The following is a 14,273-nucleotide window of genomic DNA, read 5'->3' as shown; positions in this document are numbered from 1 at the left end:
CCCTTAATGCGCCATCAAAAACGGTAATTTGGGATCGCTTAGCACGGATCGGGTCACACCGCCCATCAACATCTGTGCAAGCCGCGAATGGCCATAAGCGCCCATCACCATGCCAGCACAGTTGCGCATCTTTGCTGCAAGTAACAGAGCATCGGCAATGCTTGTATCCCCGCGCGGTATGTCGATCACTTCGGCGCAAATACCGTGGCGGTCCAAATATGTGGCCGCCTCACTTACCGGAAATACAAAACGCCCACGCTCATCCGTTTCCGCCACACTTGCAAGGTAAACCCGGTTTGATTGCGCCAATAGTGGCAAAGCTCTTCGCATCGCGATGCAAGCCTCTGCAGAGCCATTCCAAGCCACTGTTATAGGGGCGCTAGGATCGAAGCTTTTCACATCTCTTGGCACCACCATAACAGGGGCAGGCGCCTTGATGGCAAGCTCTCCAGCCATGGCGGATGGACCCCGCGCACCGTCCTCGCCAATGTCGTGCGGGCCGATGACTATGATGTCGTGGAGCGCAGAGTGTTCAAGCAGATGCGTCTCTGCCATGCCATAACAAAAGCGCCATTCCCAATTCGCGCCCTCGTTCTCAAGGTCAGCCTCAACCTTAGCGCGCAAGGCATCAGCGGCCTTTTTAATGCGCGGCATCGCAGCCGCCATGGCGTTGCCGTAAAAGTCGCCCGGCGCAAACACCTCGTAGCTGACCGCTTGAAGGCAAGTGATGTGGCCACCGCCTGCCCGCGCCAGATCAAGCGCGACCTGTTTGCGCGCCTCAAAGCTTTGATCGTCATCGACATGCAAAAGAATGCTCTGCATCGCTCATCTCCCGTGGTTGCAAGAGAAGTATGCGTGCAGATATTCAGGCCTGCATTGACATTAATCAAACCCTCAATCCAAAAAGAGGGTTAGCCGCCCTTGCTGCCAGATGCTGCGCTAGTCTTACCAAAAAGACCCCCGCCAGCGCCGCCAGCCATACGGGTTTTGCCAAAGTCAGCATCCTTCTTACCATAACCGGGTTTCCCAAAGCCGGCTTGGCGCGCCATTTGCGAGGCGGGCTTGGTTTTGGGAACGCTTTTCGCGCGCTCCATCGCGCGGCCTGAAGCAAGATACTTGCCCGGCGCCCCGCCATAACCAAGACGCGAACCGTTCGCTGTCTGATAACCGCCTGCGGTGCTCTTATAAAGCGGGCCGGTGCGACCGTCTTTTTTGCTCGAAAACCAAGCTACGATAAAGCCGGAATAGTGTGAACGACGACCTGAGGTCTGTTCCTCTTCTGGCGGAGTGTCCTGCACACATTGGCCAGGGCCATAGACCGCCTCGCAGTCTTCCTTCGCCTCAAAACGCGGCGCATCAGCAGCAGCAATTTGTGCCGCTTCCTGACGCATGTTTTCGCATTCCTCTTGAGAAAGACCGGTCGCTTTGGCGCAGGCAAATACGTTTTCATAAACCTCAACTTCAACGTCGAGCTTGTCTTGCGGGTCCGCCGCAGCTTTGGCCGCGGGCGCCGGGTCACCGCCACATGCGCTGAGCATAACGCCCGAGCTCAAGGCAGCCATAGTGGTCAGCTTAACTGACGACGAACGCTTTGAACGATTTAAAGCCATTTTCCCTATTTTCCCCGTAAGACTTGGGCCTGAGTGTTTCGGGTTAAGCCAAAAAGGTTATCGTAAGGTGGATTTTGGGTAAATCGGCAAAGAAGAGGCTTTAAAGATGCTCCGCAAGGTTCTCCCTGAGAGACCAAACTGGCAAGAGATAGCGGCGGAAAACGGTTTTGTTTTTCACCATGTCGATGGCGATTTATACTGGGACGAACGCGCCTGTTGGCAGTTCACTTTGGCTGAAGTCGAAGACGAGATCGAAGATCCCACGACAGAATTGTATGCCATGTGCCTGGCGCTTGTGGATGATGCTTGCGCTGACCAGCAGGTGATGGAGCGCCTCGCGATCCCGCGCGATATGTGGGACCCTATCGCCAATTCATGGAAGCGCGGGGATGCCTCGCTCTATGGCCGGTTTGACTTTGCCTATACAGGTGATGGGCCCGCCAAACTGTTGGAATTCAATGCCGATACGCCGACAAGCGTTTATGAAACGGCATTCTTCCAATGGAAATGGCTAGAGGACATGATTGCGCTGGGCGAGCTTCCTGAGAGCACTGACCAATTCAACCGCCTCCACGAAGCCTTGGTCGAGCGTTTTGCACAAATCCTCACCCCTGGAAGCCTGTGCCATTTTTCCGCAGTCGAAAGTCATGTGGAGGACCGCGCGACCGTCGCCTACTTTGAAGATGTGGCAGGACAAGCAGGACTTGAGACGCGATTTGTCGATATCGAAAAAATCGGGATCGATGATCAGGGCGAATTTATGGACTCAGAAGGTTACCGGATTGGCGCTTTGTTCAAGCTCTATCCCTGGGAAGACATGATCCAAGAAGAAAGCGCTGCTCAGTTGGCAGGGTCTGCGTGCAATTTCATCGAGCCGCTTTGGAAGGCTATATTATCCAACAAGGCGATCCTGCCGCTCTTGTGGGAACGGTATCAAGGACATCGAAACCTCTTGCCTGCATTTTTCGCGCAGACCGAAAGTGCCCGCGCGCTCGAAGGCCACCCACATGTGACAAAGCCGTTCTTCAGCCGTGAAGGCGCAGACATTGCCCTTTTCGACGGAAACGAACGACATGAAGGCCCGCGCGAGGGATACGGTGCAGAAGGGCATATTGTACAAAGCTACGCGCCCATCGCCCGCTCAGGCGACCATCACGCTGTCATTGGCAGCTGGGTTGTGGGCGATGACCCAGCGGGCATGTCTATCCGTGAAGACGCCAGCCCAATTACGCGTGATTTGGCGCGGTTTTTACCGCACATCATCATGGGGTGAGTGCACTCTTCCCAAATGCTGCGCATTGTCTAAAACACGGACTGGGAGAGACTTATGCAGATCACGCGCGAGCCGCCGGTAAGAACCACGCTTGAACCGTCCAACCACCCCTATTTGAGCGGGCCTTGGACGCCGGTCCACGAGGAAGTGGACGTTGAAGAACTCGAAGTGATCGAAGGCGAGATTCCGGCAGATATCGACGGCATCTATCTGCGCAATACCGAAAATCCGGTGCACCAACCACTTGGCCGCCACCATCCCTTTGATGGTGATGGCATGGTGCATCAGGTGAGCATTTCAGGGGGCAAAGCGAGTTATCGCAACCGTTTCATCCGCACGCATTGTTTTGACCAAGAACAGATTGCAGGCGGCGCTCTATGGGGCGGATTGATGGACCCTCATGGCACCTCCAAACGCCCCGGCTTTGGTGCGCATGAGGGGCTTAAAGACACAGGCTCAACCGATATTATCGTACACGCGGGCACCGCGCTGGCCACTCTCTATCAGTGCGGGGAAGCCTGGCAGATGGACCCGGTGACGTTGGAGAACCTTGGCAAAGCATCATGGGGCCCGATTGATGGGGTTTCCGCCCACCCCAAAGTGGACGAAGAAACCGGCGAGCTCATGTTCTTCAACTACTCCAAATATGCACCTTACATGCATTATGGGGTGGTCGACCGCTCAAGCAAACTTGCGCATTATGTGCCCATCCCCCTACCCGGTCCGCGCCTGCCGCATGATATGGCAATCACCAAGAACTGGTCGATTCTGAACGATATGCCATTGTATTGGGATGAAAACCTGCTGGAGCGCAAAATTCACGCCGCGCGCATTCATGATGGAGTACCAACAAGGTTCGCGCTCATCCCGCGTTATGGAAACCCTGAGGATATCCGCTGGTTTGAGGCCTCGCCCACCTACGTTCTTCACTGGACCAATGCGTATGAGGATGGCGATGAGGTTGTCCTTGAAGGCTATTACCAAGACAAGCCCATGCCCGACCCCCTAGAGGAGGCGGGCGAATACAGCCATATGATGGCCTATGTTGATGAGCATAGCTTCCAAAGCCGCCTGCACCGCTGGCGCTTTAACCTCAAAACGGGCGAGACAACAGAAGAGCGCCTGTGCGACAAGATCGTCGAATTTGGGATGATCAACCCGCAGTATCTGATGACAAAAAGCCGCTATATCTGGTCCACCACAACGCGGCCCGGCTGGTTCCTTTTCAACGGCTATGTGCGCCACGACACGCAAACGGGCGAGGAACAGGTCTTCACTCTGCCAGAGGGCGTTTATGCGAGCGAGAGCCCGATGGTGCCAAGGCAAGGTGCTACTTCAGAAGATGATGGATACCTCGTCACCTTCCTGATCGATGAGAATACTGGCGGGTCTGAGCTCGCGATCCTTGACGCAAGCGACGTGACAAAGGGCCCGATTGCCCGCGCGCGGCTACCGCACAAAATCTCAAGCGGCGTTCATGCCACATGGGTGGAGCATTCTCAGTTGAAGAAAGACGCTGAGCTTCGAGCCCAAGCAACCGCTGTTTAAGCCAGTCGGCGCACCATTACGCCAAGCACATCTTCAGGATCCACACGGCCGGCAGACTGCGCCTCGCTGCCACCCTTGCGCTCTGCGCTAAGGTGTACACCGCCCTTGCGGCCAACAGCTGTAACTTTCTGGACGACTTTGCCAATATCAGGGTGAAGCGCCAAAACGGTATCTCCCCGTTTTGGGCGTATCTTAGACTTAAAGAGAACCACGCTGCCTTTTGGCAGCCGCGGCTCCATGCTTTTGTCTCTCACCATGGCGATCTTATACCCGATCATGGGTTAGTGTCGTAAGCTAACTGTCATGATTCTGACAATACTGAGAGTCGCTTTTTTACAATATTGTGATCTGTATTTTGCGATGCCGTCGCGAAATGAAACAGTGAATTGCAACTTTCCTCGTGTTCGCGCATTCGCTAATGGCACAACCAATTCCAACGCAGGAGACTAATCTAAGATGGCTTTTGACCTCATCGACCTTCCCTACGGCGACGACGCACTCGCACCCGCGATTTCATCAGAAACCCTGTCTTTCCACCACGGCAAGCACCACAAGGCTTACGTCGACAAAATGAACGCTGCGATTGAGGGCACTGCTCACGATGATGCCGCGCTTGAGGCCGTCGTGGCAGATGCTCGTGCATCAAACGCTGGTCTGTTCAATAACGCCGCGCAAACATGGAACCATGCGTTCTACTGGCATTCGCTCGCTGGTGAAGAAACCGCACCTTCAGACGAGCTCAAAGCGAAGATTGAAATCGCGTTTGGCTCAATCGAAGAACTGAAGTCACAGCTTAAATCGCGCGGCGCAGGCCACTTTGCCAGCGGCTGGGTGTGGCTGGCTGAAAAAGATGGTATGCTCTCAATTGAGGAAACCCACGATGGCGACACTCTTGCAGACAGCGACTTCAATCCGCTTTTGACCATCGATGTATGGGAACACGCCTATTACATCGACCACCGCAATGCGCGCCCTGCGTATCTCGACGCAGTCGTTGACGGTAAGCTTAACTGGGCATTCGCCAGCGAAAACCTCGAGCGCGGCAGCACGTGGGTTTACCCGAAGTAAGCCGTAAGGCACCCAAATTTTAAAAGGCCCGGCCTGCGATCATGCGCAGTCCGGGCCTTTTTTGTGGGGCGAAAACGACATCTCTTGCCCATTGCGCTTTACCTCCCTTGCGAATTGGTGAAGGTTGCTGTTTGAGAAAAGAACAGCGCTTTAGCGCGTGCCCGAAAAGGGTGAGGGAGAGAGAATTTTGACACAAGGTTCGGCGGCTCAAGCCTCAGCGACCACAGCGCCTGCTTCTTCAGCAAGTGCCCCTAACACAGGATCTGGAACTCCCGGCTACCGCGCTTACGTGCTTGCGGCATTGCTCACAGTTTACATCTTCAACTTTATTGACCGCACCATCGTCAATATTTTGACAGAGCCGATCAAATTGTCGTTCGGATTGGAAGATTGGCAGATGGGCCTGCTTGGCGGACCTGCTTTTGCGGTGCTCTACACCTTCCTTGGCATTCCCATCGCGCGCGCGGCAGAGCGGTATAATCGGGTTTTGATTATCGCAGGCGCGGTGATTATCTGGAGCCTGTTTACAGCGCTGTGCGGATTTGCAGCGTCCTTTTTGATGCTGTTCCTATTCCGCGTTGGCGTCAGTATTGGTGAGGCTGGGTGCACACCGCCCGCACAGTCGCTGATTGCAGACTATTTCCACCCGTCCAAGCGGGCGACAGCTGTGTCCATTTACGCGCTCGGCGTGCCTTTGGGCGGCATGTTTGCTAGCGTTTTCGGCGGGCAGCTTGCCGGGATCGACAGTGCAGCGTTTGGCGCATGGATCGGCTCAATTGGCCTTGGCGGGCTGTTCGGATCGCTTGACTGGTCGCAGGTTGAGGGTTGGCGAATTGCCTTTGTCGTCGTTGGTCTTCCCGGCATTCTCCTGGGGCTGTTGGTGTGGCGTTCGATCAAAGAGCCGCCGCGCGGTTACACAGACCCTGCCGCGCTCCAGGGCCTTGAAAAGGTCAGCTTTGGCGACGCTCTCAAAGTGCTGATGAAGAAGCCCGCCTATCGCCATGTGGTCTTTGGCGCGATGCTCGCCTCCTTTGTGGGTTACGGTGTGAACCAGTTCACCACGAGCTTCCTCATCCGCACACACGGACTGACCATTCAACAGGCCTCGATCCTGTTCGGCATCATCCTTGGCGTGATGGCAGCGATTGGGGTGTTTAGCTCAGGCTGGCTCTCTGACCGTTTATCAAAACGTTATCCCACCGCGCTTTCATGGTTGCCAGCTCTTGGCATGGGCTTCTCTGTCCCGCTTTACGCATTTGGCTTCATGGCGGAGAGCCTGTGGTTTGCCATGCCATCGCTGATGCTGGCGGCAATGATCCATTATTTCTATCTCGGGCCAATGTACGCGGTCTCTGGCGGCGTGGTGGACAGCCGTATGCGGGCGACGTCGGTGGCGATCACTCTGTTCGTTGTGAACCTGCTTGGTTATGGCCTTGGCCCGCTCGTGGTCGGCATTCTTTCAAGCTATCTCAACACCTTCTTCCTCGATGGCTACAACCTCGGGCTCACGCTTGAGACGTGCAAGCCTTTGATCGCAATGGCACCAGAGGCACGTGCGGCCCTGATCGGCGCAGATGCGACCAACCTAGCCGCGTGCAATGATGCTAATGCGCGTGGGCTTCAATGGTCGATCATCATTGCCAGTTGCGGCTATGGCTGGGCAGCGCTGCACTACTTGCTTGCGGGCCGGACATTGCAACAGGACATGGTGGCGAACGAGGCGTAAGGCTTTCGTTCGTTACCCGCCCGCGTGGTAGAAATCGTAGATCGTGCGCGCGACGGCATCGCTGACACCGGGAGCACGTTGAAGGTCCTCTAGCGCTGCGGCGCGCACTTTGCTCGCGGTGCCGAAGTGGAGCAGCAACGCGCGTTTGCGTGAAGGACCAATGCCGGGGATTTCGTCCAAGGGGCTTGCGGTGATCGCCTTGGAGCGTTTGGCACGGTGCGCACCGATGACATAGCGGTGGACCTCATCGCGCAGATTCTGTGCGTAGAACAGCACCGGCGAATTGGTCGGCAGCATCTTCTCGCGCCCATCGGGGAAGTGGAATACTTCGCGTCCCTCGCGCCCGTGGTGCGGGCCTTTGGCTATACCGATGACCGGCAGGTCTTCGATGCCAAGCTCGCCGAGCACTTCAATCACGCTGGAAAGCTGACCCTTTCCGCCATCGACGAGGACCAGGTCTGGCCACACGCCTTCGCGCTCACGGTCGGGATCGTCCTTCATCGCGCGGGTAAAGCGGCGTTCCATCACCTCGCGCATCATGGCGAAATCGTCATTGGTCTGCGCGGACTTGATGTTAAACTTGCGATATTGTGACTTTTCAAAGCCTTCGGGGCTCGCGACCACCATCGCGCCCACTGCCTTTGCGCCTTGGATGTGGGAGTTGTCGTACACCTCTATGCGCTTGGGCGGCTCTTCAAGCTCGAGAAATTCGGCAAGCTCACGCGCGACCTTGGCCTTGGTCCCGCTCTCGGCGAGCCTGCGCTCAAGCGCCTCCACAGCGTTACGCTCAGCCTGCGCCATAAGCTTGCGACGGTCGCCGCGTTGGGGCGTGGAAATGGTGACTTTCTTATCGGCAAGCTCAGTGAGAGCCGCCTCCATCAACTCCGCCTCGGGCAATTCCCGGTCCACAAGAACACCGGGCGGCGGCGGCACTTCCTCGTAAAATTGCAGCATGACGTTGGCGAGGACCTGCGCTTCTTCGACGTCTTTGATGTGGCTCGGGAAAAACGCGCGGTGGCCCCAGTTTTGCCCGCCCCTGATGAAGAACGCTTGCACGCACATCTGCCCGCCCTTGGACGCAATCGCAAAGACATCGGCATCGCCCACGTTCTTCGCATTGATGGCTTGAGAGCCTTGGATAAAGGTCGCCGCGCGCAATCGGTCGCGCAGGATAGCGGCGGTCTCGAAGTCTAGGTCTTCGGCAGCCTTTGCCATTTGCTTTTCAAGATCGGCCTGCACCTTGCCCGACTTGCCCGCGAGGAAGTCCTTCGCTTGAGCGACCAGCGCGGCGTAGTCGGGCTCGCTGATCCGGCCCACGCAAGGCGCGGAACACCGCTTGATCTGATAGAGCAGACACGGCCGGTCGCGATTGTTGAAAAAGCTGTCGGTACAAGACCTTAGAAGGAAGAGCTTCTCCAGCGCATTAAGCGTGGTGTTGACTGATCCAGCGCTCGCAAAGGGACCGTAGTAGTTTCCCTTCGCCCGGCGCGCGCCGCGGTGTTTGTGGATGCGCGGGAACTCGTGATCTGCGCGCAAAAGGATGAAAGGAAAACTCTTATCATCGCGCAATAAAACATTGAAAGGCGGTCGATACCGCTTGATGAGCTGCGCTTCGAGAAGCAGCGCTTCGGCCTCTGAGTTGGTGGTGACAATCTCCATCGCGCGGCACTGCGAGACCATGCGCTGGAGCCGGTTAGTCAGTTGATTGACCTGCGTGTAATTGACCACCCGCGCCTTCAGGCTGCGCGCTTTGCCAACGTAAAGCACATCACCGCGCGCATCGAGCATCCGGTAGACGCCGGGAATGGGTTTGAGCGTGTCCACCACCTCGCGAATGGCCGCAACGCCGACCTCCAAATTGGGTGTGGCGCGCGCAACGGTCGAAGCCGCATTCGCCTCGTTAAAACGCTGCGCCCCATCGGGATTATGAGGGCTTCCCGTTCCATCTTTGATCGGCGCGCTTGGCATGGGGCATAGATAGGATGCGAGGCCGCCCATTGGCAATGCGCGGGCGACCCTCTATCGGCGACAAAATGAAGCATTATGACGCAATTATCCTAGGCGGTGGCGCCGCTGGCCTTATGTGTGCAGCGCAAGCTGGCAAGCGCGGCCTTCGCGTCGTGGTGCTTGAGAAGGCCGATCAACCAGGGAAGAAAATCCTGATTTCTGGCGGTGGGCGCTGCAATTTCACCAATGTTGATGCAGGGCCAGCGAACTATCTCTCCGACAATCCGCATTTCGCGAAATCTGCGCTAGCCCGCTACACGCCGCAGGACTTTATTGAGCTGGTCGATAAACACGGCATCGCATGGCATGAAAAGACGCTGGGCCAGCTGTTTTGTGACGGCTCAGCCAAACAGATCGTGCAGATGCTCCTCGACGAATGCGGGTCGACGGTCGACGTCCTTTGTGATGCTTTCATCAGCGCCGTAGTGAAGGACGGTGACACCTTCGCGGTCTCCGCCAGCGGTCAGACCTTCGCCGCGCCCAATCTCGTCATCGCCACAGGCGGCCCCTCCATTCCGAAAATGGGCGCGACCGGATTTGCCTATGACCTTGCGCGGCAATTTGGGCTCAAAATGGTCGAACCGCGCCCTGCCCTTGTGCCGCTCACCCTTGGCGGAGACGATGTGCTGTTCCGCGAGCTTTCTGGCGTTTCTGCTCCGGTGCGGGCGACTGCTGGAGTGAAAAAGCGCAAGGCGAGCTTTGATGAAGCGGCGCTATTCACCCACAAGGGTCTCTCTGGCCCTGCGATACTGCAGATTTCCTCCTATTGGCGTCCCGGCGAGGAAGTGGGGATCACCTTCCTTCCCCAAGCTGACGCCGACTGGCTGATAGGCCTCAAACGCGACCGACCGCGAGCTCACGTCAAGTCGGCCTTGCGCGAGCATCTCCCCGACCGTCTCGCAGACGCGCTCGCAGAGAAACTCGGGATCGACAGCGAACTTGGCAATGTGTCGGACAAGGCATTGAAAGACGCGGGAGAAAAGCTCGCCAACTGGCGTTTTTGCCCCTCAGGCTCGGAAGGGTTCGCCAAGGCCGAAGTCACGATCGGCGGCATCTCCACCAACGAACTTTCCAGCAAAACCATGGAAGCAAAGACCGTCCCCGGCCTTTATGCCATTGGCGAGGCAGTAGACGTCACCGGTTGGCTTGGCGGGTATAATTTCCAATGGGCCTGGGCAAGCGGCGTTGCAGCGGGCGACAGCCTCTAGCCTTCGGTTTCACGCCCATAAGCAAAGCGTTCTGATACCCATTTCTCAAACTGCGTCTCAAGCTCATCGACAGTCCCGGAAAGACCGAACATCTCGTGATTGGTGCCAAGCCATGCGGCGAATGATCCTTGCGTTTTGACCCCGTTGGCGACCTTCGCAAAGATGCGTTGGTCGCCCGTGGTCTCAAGCATGAAATCGGCAAATAGCCGAGTTTGCAGATAAAATTCCGCCGGATTGCCGCGGCTTTCCTTGAGGAATTGTTCCGCTTCTTCGCCTGACAGGACCAAAGTCACATTCTCACCCGATTGCCCAGACCGTTCTCGTAACGCCTGCGCGGCGCGCAGTGATGGGTGCTCCATCTTGAAGAATTCAGCTAACGCGAAAGGGTTTGCGCTTTCGCCCTCCTCTAGACGCTTTTGCGCATTCGCGTAGCGGCCCTTGGTCAATTCGCCGTTCTCATTGAGGACTGCTGCAAGTTCATCAATCCAATCGGGAGAAGAGCTGCCATAACGCGAGACGCTTTTTCCCGGGATTGCATCGCCATCATAAAATTGGCGGAACAAAATATGCCCTGCCTCATGTGCAAGCGCTCCCAATTCGGTTGCAGATGGCGGTTGTGGGGAACTTTTCCCCTCTCCTGCAACTTGGGCCAAAGCCTGGGCAAGGACCGCCGCACGCTGCTCTTCGCTCATACCCTTTGTCTGCTGATTGACTTGTCGCTCGACTGAAAGCCTGATCATATCTGCCCGTGATGCTTCGGTGATCCAAGGAAGCGTTAGAAACCCGCGCTCTTTCAGAAAAGCGGTGGCGTCTTTAGGCAGCGACGGTGTGCTGAGTACGGCAAAATTGTAGTTTGAAGGGCCAAAATAGCCCTCAAAATCGGAGACCGCGACATCCAAAGTGGCGGCCAATTGCTCTGCCTGATCTGGTAAAGCGAGCGCCAGACCGCGGCCTTGGGCCGTGCAAACCCAATCGCGATCGAACCATTCCATTGCCTCGACCTCCTTGCACACATTCGGCGCAGCGCTGTCCTCGCTCGCCCCCTCTTGCGCTGCGATCACTTGCGGCAGCGCGGCCAACAAAGCGGCGATAGTTCCGGCAAGGAGTCTACGCTTTGTGTTTTCCAGATTGACGATCAACGTGCTCTCCTATTTTCCCAACAATACTAACAACTACACCTGTAGTCGTAAAGCCTGCGAGTGGATACACCGGTGTTGGAGCAGCATCTGTGTACTACTGACGCGCGCGTCAGCTTGTATCATCAGGGAAATGTGCCTACCCCTTTACTCTAATGGGCTACCAAAGGCTCTGTGGGAATAAATCGGTTGGGAGAGACCATTTGCAGCAATTGCAGGGCATGGATTCATCATTTGTGGCGATGGAGTCGCCCAATTCCCCGATGCACATTGGCAATTTGCTGATCTACAACCCGGCGACCGCCCCCGGCGGATTTGTGCGCTTCAAAGACATCCTCGAGTTCTTCCGCAGCCGCTTGCAGCTATCCAAAACCATGCGCCAACGCCTTGTGCGCGTGCCGTTTGACCTCGATTATCCCTATTGGATCGAAGACCCGGATTTCGACCTCGAATATCACCTGCGCCATGTGGCCCTGCCCAAACCCGGCGATTGGCGGCAATTGTGCATCCAAACCGCGCGTATTCATGCACGGCCTTTGGACCTCAACCGCCCGCCTTGGGAGTTCACTGTGGTTGAGGGACTAGATAATGTGCCGGGCTATCCGCCGGGGTGCTTTGCGTTCGTGACCAAGGTGCACCACGCCGCGATTGACGGGATGAGCGGTATTGACCTCATGGAGGCGATCCACACACTCGCCCCGCACGCGCCGCCGCCTAATAAGCCTGATGAGTGGCAGCCTGAGAAGATCCCGGGACCAGTGGAGCTTTTGGGCAAGAGCTATATCAACGGTCTTCTCAACCCATTGAAACAAGCAAAGGTGGCCGCTCAAGCGGTTCCTGGCGTGGCGAATGCGATTAAGGGCCTCATCACCAGCGAGTTCAAACTCACCAGCGACTATGTGCCTCCGCGCACGCGCTTCAATAAATCGATCTCACCCCACCGTGTCGTCGAAGGACAACGCTTCCCGCTTGAAGACATCAAGGCGATCCGGGCGCTTGCGCCTGACCTTAAAACCAAGGTCAACGATGTTGCGCTCACCATTATCGGGGGGGCGCTGCACAAATATCTGACTGCAAAGGATGATCTGCCCAAGGCGACCATGACCGCCATGGCCCCGATTTCCGTGCGTTCGAACGACGAGAAAAGCGATATGGGCAATCAGGTTTCGGCCATGATTGCGCCATTGGGCACGCATATCGCGGACCCAGCGGAGCGGCTCCAATATGTCTTTGGCCGGACCAGCAATTCCAAAGCGATGACCAATGCGATTGGCGCTCGGACCATGACAGAGGTCTCCAAGGTCAATCCGTTGCTTTACATGGCATTGGGCGCGCAATTGTTCAGCCGGGTGAGCTTTGCCCACTCCATGGCGATGCCGTTCAACACGGTTGTGACCAATGTGCCCGGCCCTCCCATTCCAATCTATTCGGCTGGCGCGCAACTTGAGAGTATGGCGCTCTCGCTCATTTGCTTGTCCGATGGTCTGGGCCTTGCGCACGTGGTGCAATCCTACCGCGACGAAGCTTACATCAGCTTCACCGCTTGCCGCGACATTATGCCTGATCCTGAGTTCTATTCGCAGTGCCTCAAAGAGAGCTTTGAGGAGATGCTAGCGGCGGCAAAGGCGCCGCCGAAAGCTCCGGCTCCGAGCAAGAAGCCGGTTGCGAAAAAGGCTGCACCGCGTAAGGCTCCAACAAAGAAACCAGCCGCGCGCAAGACTGCGGCGAAAACCACAACCGCGGCTAGGACGGGATCTCCGGCCAAAAAACCAGCCAAACGCAAGCCGACAAAAGCCTCGGCATCGCGGATCGCTGAGGAGAGCAAATAATGGCCACCCTACCCACAATGCGCGACCTGCCGCCTATGCCCGGCAGCATCGTTGTCGATGACGCCAAAACGCGCGGCAAAGTGCCGGTCGAACCGCGCGCGCCCCACCCCCTGCTTGCGCTTTCAGAAGGGCGCGCGGTGTTTGAATTTGGCGCGTTCTACGCTTCGCGTGCCTACCTTTCGACATTGCCAAAAGGCGACGGGCATAGCGTGATGGCGCTCCCCGGCTTTATGGCGACCAACAGCTCAACCGCCCCTATGCGCAACCTTTTAAACAGCCTTGGCTATGATGCACATGGCTGGGATTCGGGCCGCAATGTCCGCGTGAATGAAGAGCTTGTCTCGAAGCTCGAGGCGCAGATTGACCGTCTGTATGAGGAAAGCGGGCGCAAAATCTCGCTTATTGGATGGAGCCTTGGCGGTGTGCTGGCGCGGGAGCTGGCGAAGCTTCGCCCTGAGAAAATCCGCCTTGTGATGAGCCTTGGCAGCCCGATCACCGATGATCGTTCGCACACCAATGCCTCTCGATTGTTTGAGTTTTTCAACGGGAATGAACCTGACGAAATCCGCGATGGTCAATTTCGCGGGCTAGACGTGGCGCCCCCTGTGCCGACCACCTCTGTCCTTACAAAAACCGATGGGGTTGTTCACTGGCGCGGCAGCGTACAGGACCCGGACAAGGCGAGCGGCGCTCCAACGGAAAACATCCGCGTCTTTGCCAGCCACTGCGGGCTTGGCGTGAACCCAAGCGTGATGATCGCTATCGCTGACCGCCTCGCGCAGGCTGAGGGTGACTGGAAACCGTTTGAGGCAAACCCCTTCCAAAGCTGGATGTTCCCCAAGCTGGAAACAGCCTGGGGCTAACCCAA

12 protein-coding genes are annotated in these 14,273 nt (G+C 56.8%); 7 read left to right on the top strand and 5 right to left on the bottom strand.

What is annotated here, in order from left to right; all coding sequences use genetic code 11:
- Window positions 1-3: 3 nt before the first annotated feature.
- Both AC0V61_RS12725 and AC0V61_RS12720 read right to left on the bottom strand, forming a co-directional pair.
- On the bottom strand, window positions 4-822 hold the full coding sequence (locus tag AC0V61_RS12725; RefSeq protein ID WP_486158091.1) for a universal stress protein: 819 nt from the start codon (window positions 820-822) through the stop codon (window positions 4-6).
- Between the two features lie 89 nt (window positions 823-911).
- Window positions 912-1,562 carry a DUF1190 domain-containing protein gene (locus tag AC0V61_RS12720; RefSeq protein WP_486158089.1) on the bottom strand — a complete coding sequence of 217 codons (651 nt, stop codon included), beginning with the start codon at window positions 1,560-1,562 and terminating at the stop codon, window positions 912-914.
- Window positions 1,563-1,716: 154 nt separating this feature from the next.
- On the opposite strand from AC0V61_RS12720, the gene AC0V61_RS12715 reads away from it, so the two are divergent.
- Both AC0V61_RS12715 and AC0V61_RS12710 read left to right on the top strand, forming a co-directional pair.
- Entirely contained in the window at window positions 1,717-2,883 is a 1,167-nt protein-coding gene (locus AC0V61_RS12715) for a glutathionylspermidine synthase family protein (RefSeq protein ID WP_486158087.1), read from the top strand.
- Between the two features lie 54 nt (window positions 2,884-2,937).
- Window positions 2,938-4,431 (top strand): carotenoid oxygenase family protein, encoded by a 1,494-nt coding sequence (locus AC0V61_RS12710; RefSeq protein WP_486158085.1) that lies wholly within the window; start codon window positions 2,938-2,940, stop codon window positions 4,429-4,431.
- Here AC0V61_RS12710 and AC0V61_RS12705 read toward each other — a convergent pair.
- A complete protein-coding gene (locus AC0V61_RS12705) occupies window positions 4,428-4,709 on the bottom strand; it encodes a S24/S26 family peptidase (protein WP_486158083.1) in 282 nt (93 codons plus the stop codon). The two genes, AC0V61_RS12710 and AC0V61_RS12705, sit on opposite strands and share 4 nt — an antisense overlap.
- A 178-nt stretch (window positions 4,710-4,887) precedes the next feature.
- On the opposite strand from AC0V61_RS12705, the gene AC0V61_RS12700 reads away from it, so the two are divergent.
- Both AC0V61_RS12700 and AC0V61_RS12695 read left to right on the top strand, forming a co-directional pair.
- Window positions 4,888-5,499, top strand: coding sequence for a superoxide dismutase (locus AC0V61_RS12700; protein WP_486158081.1), 612 nt, complete (start codon window positions 4,888-4,890; stop codon window positions 5,497-5,499).
- A 187-nt stretch (window positions 5,500-5,686) separates the two neighbouring features.
- Window positions 5,687-7,225, top strand: a complete 1,539-nt coding sequence (locus tag AC0V61_RS12695; RefSeq protein ID WP_486158080.1) for a spinster family MFS transporter — start codon at window positions 5,687-5,689, stop codon at window positions 7,223-7,225.
- Between the two features lie 12 nt (window positions 7,226-7,237).
- Here AC0V61_RS12695 and uvrC read toward each other — a convergent pair whose 3' ends face one another.
- The gene (gene uvrC / locus AC0V61_RS12690; protein ID WP_486159546.1) at window positions 7,238-9,193 is read right to left on the bottom strand and encodes an excinuclease ABC subunit UvrC; all 1,956 of its coding nucleotides are present in this window, start codon (window positions 9,191-9,193) and stop codon (window positions 7,238-7,240) included.
- A gap of 65 nt (window positions 9,194-9,258) precedes the next feature.
- Between uvrC and AC0V61_RS12685 the strand changes: the two genes are divergently transcribed.
- On the top strand, window positions 9,259-10,440 hold the full coding sequence (locus AC0V61_RS12685) for a BaiN/RdsA family NAD(P)/FAD-dependent oxidoreductase (protein WP_486158078.1): 1,182 nt from the start codon (window positions 9,259-9,261) through the stop codon (window positions 10,438-10,440).
- Here AC0V61_RS12685 and AC0V61_RS12680 read toward each other — a convergent pair.
- Window positions 10,437-11,579, bottom strand: coding sequence for a hypothetical protein (locus AC0V61_RS12680; protein WP_486158076.1), 1,143 nt, complete (start codon window positions 11,577-11,579; stop codon window positions 10,437-10,439). The genes AC0V61_RS12685 and AC0V61_RS12680 overlap by 4 nt on opposite strands.
- A 218-nt stretch (window positions 11,580-11,797) precedes the next feature.
- On the opposite strand from AC0V61_RS12680, the gene AC0V61_RS12675 reads away from it, so the two are divergent.
- Both AC0V61_RS12675 and AC0V61_RS12670 read left to right on the top strand, forming a co-directional pair.
- Window positions 11,798-13,405 carry a WS/DGAT/MGAT family O-acyltransferase gene (locus AC0V61_RS12675; RefSeq protein ID WP_486158074.1) on the top strand — a complete coding sequence of 536 codons (1,608 nt, stop codon included), beginning with the start codon at window positions 11,798-11,800 and terminating at the stop codon, window positions 13,403-13,405.
- Window positions 13,405-14,268: an esterase/lipase family protein gene (locus AC0V61_RS12670; protein ID WP_486158072.1), complete on the top strand. Its 864-nt coding sequence runs from the start codon at window positions 13,405-13,407 to the stop codon at window positions 14,266-14,268. Before AC0V61_RS12675 ends, AC0V61_RS12670 begins: the two co-directional genes overlap by 1 nt.
- Window positions 14,269-14,273 lie beyond the last annotated feature (5 nt).

This window comes from Erythrobacter sp. JB1-4, from assembly GCF_057365025.1.
Note: the sequence above shows the minus strand (reverse complement) of the source record. Positions and strands in the feature narration are given on the sequence as shown.